Genomic DNA, 15771 nt, shown 5'->3' with positions numbered 1-15771 from the left:
GGCGTTGTTTATTGCAGAGGAATTCAGTCGCGCCAGCCCATTGCCGGGGCCACGTGTTTGAGAATGGCGTCAATCACATGCACGTTGTAGTCCACGCCCAACTGGTTCGGCACGGTCAACAGCAGAGTATCCGCCTCTGCAATCGCTTCATCTTTCTTCAACTGTTCAATCAGCTTATCCGGCTCGGCAGCATAGCTGCGCCCGAAGATGGCGCGGGTTTTCTCATCGAGGAAACCGACTTTATCGCTGTCGTTGCTGCTGCCACCGAAGTACGCGCGGTCACGGCTATCCATCAATGCGAAAATACTGCGGCTGACGGAGACTCGCGGAGTACGCGCGTGTCCGGCTTCCGCCCATGCCTCGCGATACGCGCGAATCTGTTTAGCCTGCTGAATGTGGAACGGCTCGCCGGTTTCATCATCTTTTAGCGTTGAACTTTGCAGGTTCATACCCAGTTTCGCGGCCCACACTGCGGTGGCGTTAGAACCTGCCCCCCACCAGATGCGCTCACGCAAGCCTTCAGAGTACGGCTCCGGACGCAGCAATCCCGGCGGGTTCGGGAACATCGGCTGCGGGTTAGGTTTGGCAAACCCTTCTCCGCGCAGCGTCTCCAGCAGCACTTCGGTGTGACGGCGCGCCATATCCGCTTCGCTTTCCCCGTCCGCAGGCTGGTAGCCAAAGTAGCGCCAGCCATCGATAACCTGTTCCGGAGATCCACGGCTGATGCCCAGTTGCAAACGTCCACCGGAGATCAAATCCGCTGCACCGGCATCTTCTGCCATATAGAGCGGGTTTTCATAGCGCATGTCGATAACGCCGGTACCGATTTCAATGTTGCTGGTTTTGGCACCAATAGCCGCCAGCAGCGGGAACGGAGAGCTCAACTGACGGGCAAAGTGGTGCACCCTGAAATATGCGCCATCCGCACCCAGCTCTTCGGCCGCAACGGCCAGATCGATGGATTGCAGCAGCGCATCAGCGGCGGATCGGGTGCCGGACTGCGGTGATGGCGTCCAGTGACCAAATGACAAAAATCCGATCTTTTTCATGGCGTTTGGGTCCTTATATTCTGCAAGGCGACAGCTGAGCATCGGCGATGAATCCGCGATGCTTAACTGCCTTTAATGCCCTCTACTCTACGCATTCGCCGTATGAGAATAAATACCCTTTGTTTAACGATAATGATTCAAATTAATTGATGGAGAGGAGGCAGCAGACACTCTTAACCGAAAGGGGCATTAGACTTTGGCTGCACACGTGAAAAAGCCCACCGTCAGGCAGGCTGGTAGCTATGCTGATTTGCTTGCGACTAGATAATAGCGCCATTTTTTAGATACCAGGGTTGCTGACCTGGGCAGTTGTAAGTGCTGACATTAACAACCTCCTCCAGCGCCTTTTTCCCTTTGCCATCATCAACAATTTTATAGATATGCAGATAGTTCTCCCGCCCATATCTCAAATATATCGTTTTGTCTTCTTTAACATAGTAGTAGGCGCCAGCTTCGGGTTCGAATGCATAAACGCTCTCAGAGACCTTCTTACCAGACCTCATTAACCCGCCTTCATCGTGATAAGCGGTATAAATAATTCTGACGACAATTTTTTTACGACTACTCACCCAGTGAACGATATTGGGTTTTTCAGACATACCTTCTACAACCGGAAAATGCAGATTTTTATCTTGTGTTCCCCCCAGGAAACCATTCTTCGGCGCATACAAGTTTATACACTCGCCGGTTTCAGGATAAATCCGCGTTTGTGATTGCATATCAAAAGCCATTGCAACTCTGTCTTTCCCGGTCTCATCCACGAGAGACTTGTTGTAGTCTATAAACATCTGAGCGGTTGAACATCCCGTTAAAGCAAAAGCACAAGCCACACTCAAAAATCCCCTCAACATACTTATTTCCCTTTTATTAATAATGACAATCTTTGCTATCACCGATGTGTAAGCCACGAGCATGTAAACCAAGTGAATAGCAGTGAAATTTGCATTAACGTTAAGGACTCAAACGAAATCCCACGGCTAATTATTTAGCTTAAGTTAACGTTGTACGTGACTTGTTTATTTTCACGTTTACTTAATTCAAATTTTCACATCCTACTCATTGGGCTCTCTCACTGCCAGGTACATATAAATAACGCGTCTCTTTACCATGAGATTTTAACGTTATTCCTGAATCAGGCTCCACTCAAAAAAGAATAAAAGACAGTTGAGTTTTATACTGAATCTGAAATAAGTCAGGATATGCGTTGCGTCAATAATATTTTCATATTATCGATAGTTTTCGTCTCTCTTTTTGAAGAGTGCATTTTTCAATCGTTTATTACCGGATTTTTATTCAGTACGACGTTGGTTACCCACCTCAGTTAATGATGGCGAGGAGTACACGCCGGGCTACTTCTCCCAATTAATTCACTATCGCTTTTATACCATCTGCCGTTTTCAGCCAACGCGGCGCGTTAAGCTCCTCGGCAAAAAACCAGACCAATTCACATAACAAACCACGCAGGGCTTTTTCCATTGCCGACGGAAGTGCTTCTTCATTAAGCAACTCACTCAGCGCCAGGCAATAATCGCAGAGCTGATCGGTGTCCGGCTCAAAGCAGGGAACTCGCTCAGGCAATGTTTCTACCGTGAAGGCATCCATAAGGTGCGGAGGAATGGGGTCGTTCAAGGTCGGGCGTAGTTTCTCCAGGCTGGTTTGCAGAAACTGGCAGATGACGCGCCTCTCAGCAGCGTTTTTGTTGTCGATAAGCATTAGCGCGAATTCGTCGCAGTCGCGGGCGAGATCGGTAAATTCCGGGTGAGCCTGAGAATGATTGGTCATGTGCGGGTAAGTCTGGTTGACAGTTGTCGCCATGTACCAGCCTCCATAAAGAAAAATGAAGTAACGTTTTTCAGGGTTTCAGTCCCAGCTCCTGCATTCAGAAGTGCGGGCAAACGATACCGCGTTAAGTCACTGACAGCAAGGCAGTTTCTGGAAGGCGACTCGCAAAATCAGCAATGAGATCACTTCACCTGTAACAGCGCCTCTTCCATCAGTTTTGCCAGCAGCACTCGTGCGCCTTTTACCGTCTCGCTGCCCTGCTGTTCCTCAAGCGTAATGCCAAGATTGCCCGCAGGTGGCAACATCGAACCCACTACCTGTAGGTTGCCCGGCATGCCGATCCGTGTGCGTAGAGTAATCCCTAATCCTGCCTGCACCGCTGCCCAGATGCCGCTCAGGCTGTGGCTGACAAACACGATGTGCCAGGGAATACCCGCGTTATCGAGGCAGGCGATGGCTCGACTGCGCATCAGACAGGGTTGCTCGAACATGACCAACGGCAGAGGTTCGCCTGATGCGAGCAACGCGGCAATCTCCAGCTCCGGGTGCTGGATCCACGCCATTTCGCACTGTCCAACCAGTTTACCGGCATGAGAAGCCTGCTCTGGTTGCCAGAGCAGCGCCATGTCCAGCGCGTTGTCAGCCAGCGCCGACAGCAGCGCCTGGTTGCGATCCACGCGGACAATCATGCGCAACCCTGGATGGTGGCGTTTGAACGCGCCGAGAATAGCGGGCATTAGCGACTCGCCAAAATCCTCCTGCATCCCGATGCGAATCTCCCCTTGCAGCAACTCCCCCTGAAGCGCCCGCTGCGCCTCATCGTTCAGGGCCAATAACCGCCGCGCATAGCCCATCAGGATCTCGCCATTGTGGGTGAGCTCAAGGTGGCGACCACGTTTCACCACCAGTTCAGCCCCACACTGCATCTCCAGTTTTTTCAGCTGTGCACTCACCGCTGAGGTGGAACGGCATAGACGGGAAGCCGCCAGGGCAAAGCTGCCAGCTTCAATGCCGATCACGAAACTGCGTAATGCGTCAAGATCGAGGGTCAAGGGAAGCTTTTCCATAATAGTCCTGAAATACGGGATGATGAGTTGCGAATAATTTGATTTTCAGGATGACACTATCACGCCAGAATCGACTCAACGTCAACACGGAGAGAAGATTATGGCCGCATCCCTCGACAGTAATACGCTATCCCGCGTCGCGCCCAAACTGGCAGAACTCAGCCAGGACGTGCTTTTTAATGATATCTGGAAGCGTGACACCCTTTCGCCGCGCGAGCGCAGTCTGATTACCCTTGGCGCACTCACCGCCCTGGGGCGCGTGCAGCAAATTCCCTGGCACATCAACTTTGCGCAACAAAACGGACTGACCCGGGAAGAGATTGCTGAAGTCTTTACCCACCTGGCGTTTTATGCGGGTTGGCCGGCAGCAGTGTCCGCACTGGGTTGTCTGGATGAGGAGCAGAACTGATGCCCTTCACCCGAATCACCCTGCGCGAAGGCTACAGTGACGCGCAACTCACACTGATTTCCGACACGCTGCACCAGTGTCTGGTGGAGGAATTCGCCGTCCCAGCCCGACGATCGTTTTCAGGTTTTCGAAACACTCCCGGCGCGTCAACGGGTGTTTGATAAGCACTACAAAAGCGGCGGACGCAGCGAAGATTTCGTTCAGTTTCATATTTTTGCCGGTAAGCCGCGCACCAAAGCCCAGAAGCAGAACTTCTTTCGTTTACTGAATACTCGCCTGAACAGCCAACTGGGCATTCAGCCAGACGATGTGATGGTGATGATTCAATTTAATACCGCCGATGAGTGGAGTTTCAGCCACGGACGCATGCTCTCTGAGGAGGCGTTATGATCGTCATGCAATACCGTTTTACTCTGCCCGCAGATTACGACATGGCAGTCATTGAGCAGCGCATCGCAGATAACGGCGCAAAGCTGGATGGTTTTCCCGGCCTGCTGTTTAAAACGTATCTCGTCTCTCGCCGGGAAGAGGCGCATGTCACAGAGAACCGTTACGCTCCGCTGTACGTGTGGCAAAACGCGCAGGCCATGGCGCGCTTTTTACAGAGCGCAGGCTTTAAAAAACTGACAGAGGATTTTGGCTGGCCGGAGATTGAAACCTGGCTCACGCTTCAGGTGCCAGAGGTGGATGTAGTGAAAAAGGCGACCTGGCTGTCGCTTGCGAAAACACCAATGTTGCCCCATGTCGATTTGTCCGCGCTGGTGTTAGAAGGTCAACTTTGCGCCTGGGATGTCAGCCGCTGGCAATTTTTGCAGGTGGACGTGGGTGACGTACCGATAGCAGGTCGGGAGAATTACCGTATTGGTTATGTGGCGACGGGTCATTAGAGCCAGAGCATAAAAAACCCCGCCGGAGCGGGGTTTGGTTTCTTACACTTTTGCGCGACTGGCGATGATGGCATCCGCCACGTTGCGCGGCGCTTCCGCGTAGTGATGGAACTCCATGCTGTAGGTGGCACGGCCCTGCGACATGGAACGCAGCGTGGTCGAGTAACCGAACATCTCAGCCAGCGGCACGTCAGCCCGAATAATCTGGCTGCCGAAGCGCTCTTCCATACCTTGTACCATCCCACGGCGGGAAGAGAGGTCGCCCATGATGTTCCCGGCGTAATCCTCCGGCGTTTCCACTTCCACATGCATCACCGGCTCCAGAATCGCCGGATCTGCTCTACGTGCACCCTCTTTGAAGCCGAAGATCGCCGCCATGCGGAACGCCATTTCCGAGGAGTCGACATCGTGATACGAACCAAAGGTCAGGGTCGCTTTCACGTCCACCACCGGGTAGCCTGCCAGCACGCCGCTGTTCATGGCTTCACGCAAGCCTTTTTCCACTGACGGAATATACTCGCGCGGCACCACACCGCCTTTAGTGGCATCTTCAAACACGAAGCCACTGCCAGGCGTTAGCGGTTCAAGGCTCAGTACGACGTGGCCGTACTGCCCTTTACCACCGGACTGGCGGACAAACTTGCCCTCTACCTCTTTCACCGCTTTACGTAACGTCTCGCGGTAGGTGACCTGCGGACGACCAATGTTGGCTTCCACGCCAAACTCACGTTTCATACGGTCGACAATAATTTCCAGGTGCAACTCACCCATCCCGGAAATAATGGTCTGGCCGGACTCTTCGTCCGTATGCAGGCGGAACGACGGGTCTTCGGACGCGAGGCGTTGCAACGCAATACCCATTTTTTCCTGGTCGGCTTTGGTTTTCGGCTCGATCGCGAGAGAAATCACCGGTTCCGGGAATTCCATGCGTTCAAGCGTGATCACCGCATCCGGGTCACTCAGGGTGTCGCCGGTGGTCACATCTTTCAGCCCCACGCAGGCGGCAATGTCGCCAGCGCGCAGTTCGTCAACTTCATGTCGGTCGTTGGCATGCATCTGCACGATACGGCCAATGCGCTCTTTCTTCCCTTTGACCGGGTTCCACACCGCGTCGCCTTTTCTCAACACGCCGGAATAGACGCGGATAAAGGTCAACTGACCCACGTACGGGTCGGTCATCAGCTTGAATGCAAGCGCCGAGAACGGTTCGTCGTCGCTCGGGTGACGTTCAGCAGGCTGGCCTTTTTCGTCCACACCCTGAATTGCCGGGATGTCCAACGGTGATGGCATCAGTTCCACCACTGCATCGAGCATGCGCTGCACCCCTTTGTTTTTAAAGGCACTGCCGCACAGCATCGGCTGGATTTCACCTGCCACGGTGCGAATACGCAGCCCACTAATGATCTCCGCTTCGTCGAGATCACCGGTTTCCAGATATTTATCCATCAGCGCATCGCTGGCTTCTGCCGCCGCCGAGACCATTTTCTCCCGCCATTCCTGAGCGGTTGCCAGTAAGCCATCCGGCACTGGCGCATAGCTGAAGGTCATGCCCTGGGTGGCGTCGTCCCACAGGATGGCGCGCATTTTGATGAGATCCACCACGCCAGTGAAGTGCTCTTCCGCGCCAATAGGGATAACAATCGGCACCGGGTTCGCCTTCAGGCGGTCAATCATCATCTGCACCACGCGGAAGAAATCCGCTCCCGGGCGGTCCATTTTGTTTACGAACGCCAGCCGCGGTACATGATACTTGTTGGCCTGCCGCCAGACGGTTTCCGATTGCGGCTGTACGCCACCGACGGAGTCATACACCATTACCGCGCCGTCCAGTACACGCATGGAACGTTCCACCTCAATGGTGAAATCCACGTGCCCGGGGGTGTCGATAATGTTGATGCGATGCGGCTCAAACCCACCGTCCATACCCGGCCAGAAGCAGCTTACGGCAGCAGAGGTAATGGTAATTCCGCGCTCTTGCTCCTGCGCCATCCAGTCAGTGGTTGCCGCGCCATCGTGTACTTCACCCAGTTTGTGGCTCATCCCGGTGTAAAACAGGATGCGTTCTGTGGTTGTCGTTTTACCGGCATCGATGTGCGCGGAGATACCGATGTTGCGATAACGTTCGAGGGGGATGGGTCGGGGCATGATGCGTCCTTAGTCAGTTTGACAATTTAAATCGCGACCGGGATGGTCGCGTGTTCGTTCGTTGAGTATAATAGTCCTATTGTACGAGTATTATCGAACTATTTTCTTATGATTGAACGATTGTTGATATTGCTCAATCCAATGACACCCTGGAGTCCAATGATCCCTAACCACCCAGAAACTGAACAAATACTGCTGGAAAACGTCCTCTTTGCCCTGGGCAATCCCCTGCGCCTGGCGATGATCAAGCGACTCGCCGACGGCAATGAACTGAGCTGCAATGCGCTTCGCCCGGATGAAGTGGCGAAGTCCACCATGACTCATCACTGGCGCGTGTTGCGCGACAGCGGTGTTATCTGGCAGCGCCCGCAGGGGCGCGAGAATATGATTTCGTTGCGGCGTGAAGATTTGGACGCCCGTTTTCCCGGGCTGCTGGATACGTTGTTGCAGGTGATGCGGGACGAGAAGTAAGATCGAGAACGCTTTATTTCCCCTCTCCCCGGCGGGGTGAGGGGACCGATCGCGCGGTATGTTACTTCGTCTCCGGCAACACGATATTGCTGTTAGCAAGGGTGCCCATATTGTTGTGCATCGCGCAGGCGGCATCGACCAGTTGCATCGCCAGCGCTGCGCCACTGCCCTCACCCAGACGCATCCCCATATTGAGATACGGCTCCAGACCGAGATTTTGCAGCGCAATGCGCGCCCCTTTCTCTGCCGACAGATGCGACGGTATCAGATAATCTTTCACTTTTGGTTCAATGCGGCAGGCGACAAGCGCGGAGGCGTATGAGAGAAAACCATCCAGCACGACTGGCAGGCCGCAGGACGCCGCCCCCAGCATCACACCGGTCATTCCCAGCAGATCAAAACCGCCCACTTTGGTCAGCACATCCAGACCATTTTTCGCATCAGGCTGATTAACCTCAATGGCCCGGCGAACCACCTGCGCTTTATGCCCCAGTTGCGATTCCGGCAGATTTGCGCCAATCCCGACAACATCTTCCGGCGCTTCACCCGTCAGCACGCTGACTATCGCCGCGGCCGGTGTGGTGTTCGCCATGCCAAGCTCGCCCACGCCAAACAGTTGTACACCGCCGGCGGCCAGCTCACGGGTATAGCGGATAGTCTCCAGCAGCAGCTCCTGTGCCTGCTCTGCACTCATCGCCGGGCCCTGCGCAATGTTGCCGCTGCCGCGTGCCACCTTCATGTTCACAAGCCCAGGTATCGGATCGCTGTCGATCCCGACATCCAGCACATATACTTTCGCCCCCGCCTGGGCGGCCAGCACGCATACTCCGGTGGTGCCCCGGGTCATATTCGCCGCCTGAATTGCCGTCACAATCTGCGGAGAGATCGCTACCCCTTCGTGCCAGACACCGTGATCGGCGCACATCACCACAATCGCCTTCTCGCCGGATTGCGGTTTACCGCCCAGTCCGGGCATTCCTGCAAGTTGCACCGCCAGAGACTCCAGGCGCCCCAAGCTTCCAGGTGGCTTGAGTAATCCATCAATATGCTGTTGCGCCTGTGCCATTGCGCCTTTATCGAGCGCAGGAATTGCTGCCAGTACCGAAGTCAGTGTTTGCATAGGTATTCTCATTAGATTTAGCGGGCTGCTCAGAGCAGCGCCAGAAGAAAGACCAGTTCACCCATTTCAATGGCGGCACCGAGCGTATCGCCCGTCTGTCCGCCCAACGTGCGTTTAAGCATCAGGCCGAGCAGGAAAATCGCCAGCGTCGTGATAATCAGCGCCATCAACCCTTTTGTACCCTCAAGGCCAACAGCAACCGCCAGCGCCAGCGCCAGCGTAATCAGAGCCTGTCGGAAGGTGACTTTGCCGATAAACAGATTGCCGAGCCCCTCTTCACGTGCATAGCGGTGACCGTACATCATCACTACCGCACAGCCGCGCCCAGCGGCACAGGCAGCCCCCAGTGCAGCAGGCACGGACAATCCACGCAACGAGAGTTCGCTGATGACCAGAATTTTCGCTACCAGCACAAACACCAGCGCCAACCCACCGTGGGTGCCAAGGCGGCTGTCGCGCATAATTTCCAGCATCCGTTCGCGGGTTCGAGCCGAAAAGACGCCGTCACAGGTATCTGCCAGGCCATCAAGGTGAAATCCACCGGTCAGCAGCGCCAGCGCCAGCACGGTAAACAGTGCCGCCAGCGGTGCACCGCACCAGGGTTCGAGCACCATCCATACCACGCCGCTTAACGCGCCAAGTGTGAGCCCCACCAGCGGGAAATTGACAATGCAACGAACGTAATCTTTGGTTTCCAGCCCGTGCGTCCAGCGCTCGGGTATCGGCAACCGGGTAATAAAGGCGAAGGTCGCCCACAGCAGACTGGTCATTTAATTTTGACTCCAATCCCCGACACCACCAGCCAGACCTCATCGGCGACCTGTGCCAGACGCTGATTCACGCGCCCGGCGATATCACGAAAATGCCGGGCCAGACGATTTTCCGGCACGATACCCATCCCCACTTCGTTGGTCAAGAGAACGACGGGTGCGGGGCAGCGCGCACAGGCGGCAATCAGGTTTTCAATCTCTTCATGCACACACACTTCCAGTGCATCGTAATCCCAACCGTCCGGATCGCTGTCACCGCCGTATTCAAACAGCAGGTTGGTCACCATGGTGGTAATGCACTCCAGCAGGACTGCTTCGTCAGGGGAATTATCGGCGGTGATGATGCCGGCGAGATCCTGCCAGCGCTCCTCAGTACGCCAGTGCACGGGGCGACCGTCCTGATGGTGCTGAATGCGGGCTGCCATTTCCGCGTCATAAATCTGCGAGGTGGCAATATAGAGAACGTCCTTCGCCTGCGCGACGAGCGATTCGGCATGGCGGCTTTTTCCGCTACGCGCCCCGCCGGTAACCAGCGTTAACATGCCTGCTCCTGGTGTTGTTGCATAATCTGATAGATCCTGTCGATGTCGATATGTTTGCGCATGCCATCTGCCAGCAGGTCAAACTGTTGCGATTTGTACTGCGCATAATCCACGGCGATATCCAGAACCGGAAGCCCTTTGCGCGCACGCAAGGCATTGACCAGAGTACGGGTAAATTCGTCACTGTCGAAAAGGCCGTGCAGATATGTGCCAAAGACCAGACCGTTTTCACTGATAGCTCCATCGGCAATCTGCTCGCCGTTTTTCTCCAGCCACAACATCGGACGACAACCCGCCTGTAAGGTGGTTTCTCCCATATGGATCTCATAGCCTTTAAGCGCTTGATTTCCGCAATCTGCCAGCAGACCGGGTAAACCCGTTTGCACCGTTGCCCCTGCCAGGGTTGTCGTTTTGCTGTCAGCAAAATGGGTCAGTGTATTCAGCAGCCCGAGACCAGGCCGCGTACCGAGGCCGGACTCCACGTCGTCAACAATAGTTTCACCCAGCATCTGATAACCGCCGCACACGCCGAGTACTGGCACACCATCACGGCTGGCCTGTAATATCGCCTGTGCCAGCCCACTCTCCTGTAGCCAGGTCAGATCCCCCAGCGTGTTTTTGCTGCCGGGTAAGATAATCAGATCAGTATTGCGTAACTCGTCTGGCGAGCGAACGTAGTGCACACGCACGTCCGGTTGGGCTGCCAGGGCGTTAAAATCAGTGAAGTTCGAGATGTGCGGCAGCTGGACAACGGCGATATCCACCGCCCGTTCCCCCGTGCGCAGGTATTTACCTCGCTGGAGCGCAACGCCGTCTTCGTCTTCTAAATCAACCTCCAGCCACGGCATCACGCCGAGTACAGGCACGCCGGTCAGGTCTTCAATCTGCTTAATACCCGGCGTCAACAGGGCCACGTCACCACGGAATTTATTGATGATGACGCCTTTTACCCGCCAGCGTTCGTGCTCCTGCAACAAGGCCAGAGTGCCATAAATCGACGCAAACACACCGCCACGATCGATATCCGCCACCAGCACAACCGGACACTGCGCCATTTCGGCCATGCCCATGTTGACGATATCGCGATCGCGCAGGTTTATTTCTGCCGGGCTCCCCGCCCCTTCGAGCACAATGGCGTCGTACTCACGCGCGAGACTCTGATAAACGCTGATAATCTGCTCGCGCAGGCGCGGTTTATATTCGTGATAGCTGACGGCGTCCATATCGGTCGCCACCTTACCCATCAATACGACCTGTGCCTTGCGGTCACTGGTGGGTTTAAGCAAGACCGGGTTCATACGAACGTCTGGCACAATCCCTGCCGCTTCCGCCTGAAAAATCTGCGCTCGCCCCATCTCCTGGCCCTCCGGTGTGATACCGGAGTTGAGCGCCATGTTTTGCGATTTGAAGGGGGCCGTCTTCAGTCCATCCTGATACAGGATGCGGCACAGCCCCGCCACCAGCACGCTTTTGCCTACATCTGAGGCGGTTCCCTGAAGCATAATCGCCAGCGTCATGACGCCTCCTTAATGTCTGTTGTCCGCATACAGGCATAGAATTCCGCTTCGCTTTTGCAAAGCGGCATACCCAGTTCGGTATGTAATTTTACCAGCCACGGCTGAGTCAGCCCGGCTTGCTCAATCTGCGCTTTTTGGGCAAAAACGTCACCCGGTGTTCCTTCAGCCAGCAGTTCACCCCGGCGTAGAACATACACCGCATCGCAGACTTCATAAATCAAATCAATGTCATGGCTGGAAATCACCACATGATTCCCTTGCGCTACAATGCGCCCAATAAGGGCGATCATCTGAGTACGCCCGGAAGGATCCAGCCCTGCGGTGGGCTCATCCAGCAGCAGATATTTCGCCTGCAACACTAACGCCCCCGCAATGGCCACGCGTTTTTTCTGCCCGTGGCTCAGGCACTGGATCGGCTGGTGGCGGAAAGATTGCGCATCTACAAGGGTCAACGCATCGTCGGTGCGCCGGGCAATCTCCGCTTCCGGCACACCGATGTTGCGCAGAGCGAAGGCAATGTCGCTGTCGATATCGGTATAGAAAATCTGCTGGTCCGGGTCCTGAAAAACGGTTGCCACCTGCTGGCGTAACGCAAGCAGCCCGCGCTTGCTGTAATCCAGCGGTTTCCCCTGCCACATAACCGCCCCCTGCTTCGGGCGCAGAATACCGCTCAGGTTCATAAACAACGTCGATTTTCCGCAGCCGTTGGCCCCCACCAGCCCGGTGACCGGCTGGCGGGAAAAATCGAGCGTGAGCTCTTTCAGGATGGGCTCATCCTGATAACTGAACCATAGCCCCTCGGTCGCCAGCATTGCTTTCCTTACAGGTGAAAATCACCCTGATAGAGTTTGATATCCAGCGTGATTGCCAGCTCTTTATAACGCAGCAACACGCGGGTAAATAACAGTCCGACCAACATCGCCAGTGACCGGTAGCCCTGCGGCAATGTACGATAGCCAAAGCGCAACGTTTGCGCCCTGTGGATCGCCATAGCTTCTTCAAGCAGGATAAAAATAAAACGCCAGGTAAGCAGGATTTGCTCAGTCAGCAGGCGCGGCACCCGCCCCTTACGTAACAGCACAATCAGCTGCGGAAAAGGCAGATTAAGCACCAGCCAGAAGGTCGCCGCCAGCGCGGCCAGACTGCGCCAGAAGGTCGCATTTGCCATTGCCAACCCCTCCGGCATCACGCCAAACCAGTAATACCCGAGCGGAATGCCAACAAGCAAACGGGCAGGTTCAGTCGTCACACTCAGCAAGATGGTCAGCACGCCGACCAGCAAGAATGCCAACGGAATCGCCATCCAACGTAACCAGCGCCAGAAAGTAATGCGCAGCAGCCAGCAGGTGAACGCCGCCAGCCCTACCAGCAAAATTCCCTGCCCCAGTGGAGGCAGAGAAAACGCCAGGACCATCATCAGCAGCCAGAACAGAAATTTGCGTTCCGGCGCAACGTGAAACCAGCGGCTCTGATAGCTGAGTCGGTCAAGCCCGTTCGTCAGCACGCTGCCTGCCTTTCATATAGCCCAGGATATAGAAAATAACCGCCGCCCCAATGGACCCTTGCAGGGTAAAGAGCAGACTTTCAATTTCTCCGCTTGCCGGTTCATACAGCGGTTGGAACCAGGGTTGATAATGTGGTGCAACCACCTGAATCTGGCTTTCTGCTTCACCGTCCGATCCGCCGTATTCCCCACCGTGATTGATGAAGAAAGGCAGAATCACCAGCGCGATCACCATTGCGAGCAGTATCAGTGTCTTTTTCATCTTAATGTCCTTGTGCCGTGATGAGTTGCCGTTTGGTAAGCTGGTCGTAAATCATCACCGTCAGTAACCCTTCAGCAATGGCAATCGGGATTTGGGTCAGACAGAAAATGCCCATAAATTTCACGATCGAGCCTGTTGCACCCGCTTCAGGATCCGGGAATGCCACACCCAACTGTACGGAGGTCACAAAGTAGGTCACCAGATCCGCCAGCATGGCGCATAAGAAGACGCAAACATCACGACGCAACCCGGCGCGGCAGGCCATTTTCCAGACCATATAACCTACAACCGGCCCGATAACCGCCATCGACATGCCGTTGGCCCCGAGCGTCGTCAGGCCACCGTGCGCCAGCAGCAGCGCCTGAAACAGCAGAACAATCGCCCCGAGGATAGCCACCACGCCTGGCCCAAACAGGATCACCGCCAGGCCCACGCCCGTTGGATGCGAACAACTACCGGTCACGGATGGAATTTTCAGCGCCGACAGGACGAACACAAACGCACCGCAAAGTGCCAGCAGCACCTTCTGATTACTGTCCTCAGCCACAATCTGGCGCAAACGCACCAGTCCGTACCATAGACAGGGTAAGAACATCACCCACCATGCCAGCGCCCACATTGGCGGCAAAAAACCCTCCATGATGTGCATGGCAAACGCCTGTTCCGGTACCACGAGCAGCAACAAGGCCGCTGCCAGCCCGCTCAACGACAAGCGTTTGAGCTGTTGTTCCAGTTTCATACTCTCTCCCACTGTTTATTCACAAGGATGGTCGAAAAATACGGCAGTGGCTGGTCGTCGTTAACATCAGCAAGCTGTTGCCAGCACTGTTCACCGGGCAACGTGGCTTCTGCCATCATCAGCGCCTTGTCCAGTAACCCGGCTTCTGCCAGCAACGCTTTGATGCGGGCAAAACGGCCATACACTTTCATCAGCACCAGGCTTTCGTGGTTAGCCAGTGCCTGTCTGATTTCCTCTTCCGGAGCAGTGCAGGACACCACCGCCAGCGACTGCTGCTCCATGGCAAGCGGAATCTGGCTGCGGGCAGCAATGGCGGCAAACGATGTGACGCCAGGAACAATTTCCAGCCAGTCGGGGCGCCCGATGCGTTGCAATAAAAAGACCCAGGTACTGAACAGCATGGCATCACCCAGGGTGATAAAACCAACCTGTTTGCCGGCCTGCACTTCTGCCGTTAACGCTGCCGCGACTTCATCCCATACCGCTTCTTTTTCGGCGCTGTCTGCGCTCATCGGAAAATGGGTACAACGGATTTCGGTCTGCTCACCGAGGTATTCGCGCACGATGGAGAGCGACAGACTGTCGCCGCCTTTGCGCCCCGCAGGCGCATAAAGCACGTCCAGCTTGCCCAGGATGCGCGCTGCGCGAACGGTGATTAAATCGCTGGCTCCCGGACCAATCCCTAATGCGTAAAGCTTGCCACTCATGCGGCTTCCTCCATTTGTTGGCTCAGTGCCTGATGCAGATGTGCGACGAACATGGCGCGAATATCGCTGTTCTCACCCAGCCCCTGTAACCACGGGGTAGCGGCAATACCGACATGTTCAAATTGGGTTTTCCAGGACTCTTCGTCGTCAGATGCCATGTCGTTAATGGCATGATCGCCCGCCACCAGCATCAGCGGCATCAGATGTACAGCGCTAATGCCTTCACGGCGCAAACTGTCGATCACCACGCCGATTTCCGGGTAGCTTTCTACCGCCCCCACGCGTGCAGGGAAATGGTGAACCGCCATCATATGGTCGAGACAGGCGTAGGCAGCAAAAGCATGATGGCTGGCACCGTGGCCCATAAAGACCACTTTTTCGCCGTCATTCAACGCAGGCATCTGGCGGGCCAACGCCTGCATCAGGTGCATATAATCATCGTGGCTACTGAGCAGTGGCGCACCGATGACCATACGTTTGAAGAGATGGCGCAACGTCTGCACTTCACGGACGATTTTTTCGTATTCGTCGCCATTAATGATGTGCAGCGACTGAATGGCAACATCCTGGTATCCCTGATCGGCCAGTTTTTGCAGCGCCTGTAAAGGGGTGTCGATGTGCAGGTTGTCCCGTTGCTTCAACTTGCGAATGATCATCCCGGAGGTAAAGGCCCGGAACAGGATGCGATCCGGGCAACTCGCCGCCAGATCGCGCTCACATGCCACAATATTCTTTTCACAAGTGTCGTGATAACTGGTGCCAAAACTGATCACCAAAAGGGCTTTTTTCATTTTATTATC

General features: G+C 55.1%; 18 protein-coding genes and 1 pseudogene. 4 read left to right on the top strand and 15 right to left on the bottom strand.

Features of this window, described 5'->3' with window-relative positions; all coding sequences use genetic code 11:
- Positions 1 to 23: 23 nt before the first annotated feature.
- The 4 genes from AC5JPW_RS15155 to AC5JPW_RS15140 form a co-directional block, all read right to left on the bottom strand.
- Positions 24 to 1049, bottom strand: coding sequence for an LLM class flavin-dependent oxidoreductase (locus AC5JPW_RS15155; RefSeq protein WP_494241604.1), 1026 nt, complete (start codon positions 1047 to 1049; stop codon positions 24 to 26).
- Between the two features lie 260 nt (positions 1050 to 1309).
- Positions 1310 to 1900: a hypothetical protein gene (locus AC5JPW_RS15150; RefSeq protein ID WP_494241602.1), complete on the bottom strand. Its 591-nt coding sequence runs from the start codon at positions 1898 to 1900 to the stop codon at positions 1310 to 1312.
- Positions 1901 to 2411: 511 nt separating this feature from the next.
- Entirely contained in the window at positions 2412 to 2864 is a 453-nt protein-coding gene (locus AC5JPW_RS15145; RefSeq protein WP_494241600.1) for a hypothetical protein, read from the bottom strand.
- 149 nt (positions 2865 to 3013) lie between these two features.
- A complete protein-coding gene (locus AC5JPW_RS15140; RefSeq protein WP_494241598.1) occupies positions 3014 to 3898 on the bottom strand; it encodes a LysR substrate-binding domain-containing protein in 885 nt (294 codons plus the stop codon).
- 100 nt (positions 3899 to 3998) lie between these two features.
- Here AC5JPW_RS15140 and AC5JPW_RS15135 point away from each other — a divergent pair, with 100 nt between their 5' ends.
- The 3 genes and pseudogenes from AC5JPW_RS15135 to AC5JPW_RS15125 all read left to right on the top strand — a co-directional run bounded on the left by AC5JPW_RS15135 (position 3999) and on the right by AC5JPW_RS15125 (position 5194).
- Positions 3999 to 4307, top strand: a complete 309-nt coding sequence (locus tag AC5JPW_RS15135; RefSeq protein ID WP_494241596.1) for a carboxymuconolactone decarboxylase family protein — start codon at positions 3999 to 4001, stop codon at positions 4305 to 4307.
- A pseudogene (locus AC5JPW_RS15130) lies at positions 4307 to 4697 on the top strand (tautomerase family protein). Before AC5JPW_RS15135 ends, AC5JPW_RS15130 begins: the two are co-directional and overlap by 1 nt.
- Positions 4694 to 5194, top strand: coding sequence for a DUF4865 family protein (locus tag AC5JPW_RS15125; RefSeq protein ID WP_494241594.1), 501 nt, complete (start codon positions 4694 to 4696; stop codon positions 5192 to 5194). The pseudogene AC5JPW_RS15130 and the gene AC5JPW_RS15125 overlap by 4 nt, the downstream one beginning before the upstream one ends.
- 42 nt (positions 5195 to 5236) lie before the next feature.
- On the opposite strand, the gene fusA is transcribed toward AC5JPW_RS15125, so the two are convergent.
- Complete coding sequence (gene fusA / locus AC5JPW_RS15120; protein ID WP_494241592.1) at positions 5237 to 7339, bottom strand: elongation factor G; 2103 nt, start codon at positions 7337 to 7339, stop codon at positions 5237 to 5239.
- A gap of 159 nt (positions 7340 to 7498) precedes the next feature.
- Between fusA and AC5JPW_RS15115 the strand changes: the two genes are divergently transcribed.
- Complete coding sequence (locus AC5JPW_RS15115; RefSeq protein WP_494241590.1) at positions 7499 to 7810, top strand: ArsR/SmtB family transcription factor; 312 nt, start codon at positions 7499 to 7501, stop codon at positions 7808 to 7810.
- 61 nt (positions 7811 to 7871) lie between these two features.
- Here the strand turns inward: AC5JPW_RS15115 and cobT are convergent, their stop codons facing one another.
- Genes cobT through cbiK form a run of 10 tightly spaced genes read right to left on the bottom strand, consistent with a single transcriptional unit; the run spans position 7872 to position 15762 of the window.
- The gene (gene cobT, locus AC5JPW_RS15110; RefSeq protein ID WP_494241588.1) at positions 7872 to 8930 is read right to left on the bottom strand and encodes a nicotinate-nucleotide--dimethylbenzimidazole phosphoribosyltransferase; all 1059 of its coding nucleotides are present in this window, start codon (positions 8928 to 8930) and stop codon (positions 7872 to 7874) included.
- Positions 8931 to 8959: 29 nt separating this feature from the next.
- A complete protein-coding gene (cobS, locus tag AC5JPW_RS15105) occupies positions 8960 to 9700 on the bottom strand; it encodes an adenosylcobinamide-GDP ribazoletransferase (protein ID WP_494241586.1) in 741 nt (246 codons plus the stop codon).
- The gene (gene cobU / locus AC5JPW_RS15100) at positions 9697 to 10242 is read right to left on the bottom strand and encodes a bifunctional adenosylcobinamide kinase/adenosylcobinamide-phosphate guanylyltransferase (protein ID WP_494241584.1); all 546 of its coding nucleotides are present in this window, start codon (positions 10240 to 10242) and stop codon (positions 9697 to 9699) included. The genes cobS and cobU overlap by 4 nt, the downstream gene beginning before the upstream one ends.
- The gene (locus AC5JPW_RS15095) at positions 10236 to 11759 is read right to left on the bottom strand and encodes a cobyric acid synthase (RefSeq protein WP_494241583.1); all 1524 of its coding nucleotides are present in this window, start codon (positions 11757 to 11759) and stop codon (positions 10236 to 10238) included. Before AC5JPW_RS15095 ends, cobU begins: the two co-directional genes overlap by 7 nt.
- Entirely contained in the window at positions 11756 to 12571 is an 816-nt protein-coding gene (locus AC5JPW_RS15090) for an energy-coupling factor ABC transporter ATP-binding protein (RefSeq protein WP_494241581.1), read from the bottom strand. The genes AC5JPW_RS15095 and AC5JPW_RS15090 overlap by 4 nt, the downstream gene beginning before the upstream one ends.
- An 8-nt stretch (positions 12572 to 12579) precedes the next feature.
- A complete protein-coding gene (locus tag AC5JPW_RS15085) occupies positions 12580 to 13260 on the bottom strand; it encodes an energy-coupling factor ABC transporter transmembrane protein (protein ID WP_494242362.1) in 681 nt (226 codons plus the stop codon).
- On the bottom strand, positions 13244 to 13525 hold the full coding sequence (locus AC5JPW_RS15080; protein ID WP_494241579.1) for an energy-coupling factor ABC transporter substrate-binding protein: 282 nt from the start codon (positions 13523 to 13525) through the stop codon (positions 13244 to 13246). Before AC5JPW_RS15080 ends, AC5JPW_RS15085 begins: the two co-directional genes overlap by 17 nt.
- Before the next feature lies 1 nt (position 13526).
- Positions 13527 to 14264: a cobalt ECF transporter S component CbiM gene (gene cbiM / locus AC5JPW_RS15075; RefSeq protein WP_494241577.1), complete on the bottom strand. Its 738-nt coding sequence runs from the start codon at positions 14262 to 14264 to the stop codon at positions 13527 to 13529.
- A complete protein-coding gene (locus AC5JPW_RS15070; protein ID WP_494241575.1) occupies positions 14261 to 14971 on the bottom strand; it encodes a cobalt-factor II C(20)-methyltransferase in 711 nt (236 codons plus the stop codon). The genes cbiM and AC5JPW_RS15070 overlap by 4 nt, the downstream gene beginning before the upstream one ends.
- Positions 14968 to 15762: a sirohydrochlorin cobaltochelatase gene (gene cbiK, locus AC5JPW_RS15065; RefSeq protein ID WP_494241573.1), complete on the bottom strand. Its 795-nt coding sequence runs from the start codon at positions 15760 to 15762 to the stop codon at positions 14968 to 14970. The genes AC5JPW_RS15070 and cbiK overlap by 4 nt, the downstream gene beginning before the upstream one ends.
- Positions 15763 to 15771 lie beyond the last annotated feature (9 nt).

This window comes from Phytobacter sp. (genome assembly GCF_059074235.1).
The sequence above is the reverse complement of the archived record's forward strand: the minus strand, read 5'-3'. Positions and strand labels throughout refer to the sequence as shown.

What these genes read in the sequence shown, in the direction of transcription:
- AC5JPW_RS15070 (WP_494241575.1), bottom strand. Translation starts at nt 14,971, where the DNA reads ATGAGTGGCAAGCTTTACGCATTAGGGATTGGTCCGGGAGCCAGCGAT.
- cobU (WP_494241584.1), bottom strand. Translation starts at nt 10,242, where the DNA reads ATGTTAACGCTGGTTACCGGCGGGGCGCGTAGCGGAAAAAGCCGCCAT.
- AC5JPW_RS15155 (WP_494241604.1), bottom strand. Translation starts at nt 1,049, where the DNA reads ATGAAAAAGATCGGATTTTTGTCATTTGGTCACTGGACGCCATCACCG.
- cbiM (WP_494241577.1), bottom strand. Translation starts at nt 14,264, where the DNA reads ATGAAACTGGAACAACAGCTCAAACGCTTGTCGTTGAGCGGGCTGGCA.
- AC5JPW_RS15095 (WP_494241583.1), bottom strand. Translation starts at nt 11,759, where the DNA reads ATGACGCTGGCGATTATGCTTCAGGGAACCGCCTCAGATGTAGGCAAA.
- AC5JPW_RS15145 (WP_494241600.1), bottom strand. Translation starts at nt 2,864, where the DNA reads ATGGCGACAACTGTCAACCAGACTTACCCGCACATGACCAATCATTCT.
- cbiK (WP_494241573.1), bottom strand. Translation starts at nt 15,762, where the DNA reads ATGAAAAAAGCCCTTTTGGTGATCAGTTTTGGCACCAGTTATCACGAC.
- AC5JPW_RS15150 (WP_494241602.1), bottom strand. Translation starts at nt 1,900, where the DNA reads ATGTTGAGGGGATTTTTGAGTGTGGCTTGTGCTTTTGCTTTAACGGGA.
- fusA (WP_494241592.1), bottom strand. Translation starts at nt 7,339, where the DNA reads ATGCCCCGACCCATCCCCCTCGAACGTTATCGCAACATCGGTATCTCC.
- AC5JPW_RS15135 (WP_494241596.1), top strand. Translation starts at nt 3,999, where the DNA reads ATGGCCGCATCCCTCGACAGTAATACGCTATCCCGCGTCGCGCCCAAA.
- cobS (WP_494241586.1), bottom strand. Translation starts at nt 9,700, where the DNA reads ATGACCAGTCTGCTGTGGGCGACCTTCGCCTTTATTACCCGGTTGCCG.
- AC5JPW_RS15125 (WP_494241594.1), top strand. Translation starts at nt 4,694, where the DNA reads ATGATCGTCATGCAATACCGTTTTACTCTGCCCGCAGATTACGACATG.
- cobT (WP_494241588.1), bottom strand. Translation starts at nt 8,930, where the DNA reads ATGCAAACACTGACTTCGGTACTGGCAGCAATTCCTGCGCTCGATAAA.
- AC5JPW_RS15140 (WP_494241598.1), bottom strand. Translation starts at nt 3,898, where the DNA reads ATGGAAAAGCTTCCCTTGACCCTCGATCTTGACGCATTACGCAGTTTC.
- AC5JPW_RS15115 (WP_494241590.1), top strand. Translation starts at nt 7,499, where the DNA reads ATGATCCCTAACCACCCAGAAACTGAACAAATACTGCTGGAAAACGTC.
- AC5JPW_RS15090 (WP_494241581.1), bottom strand. Translation starts at nt 12,571, where the DNA reads ATGCTGGCGACCGAGGGGCTATGGTTCAGTTATCAGGATGAGCCCATC.
- AC5JPW_RS15080 (WP_494241579.1), bottom strand. Translation starts at nt 13,525, where the DNA reads ATGAAAAAGACACTGATACTGCTCGCAATGGTGATCGCGCTGGTGATT.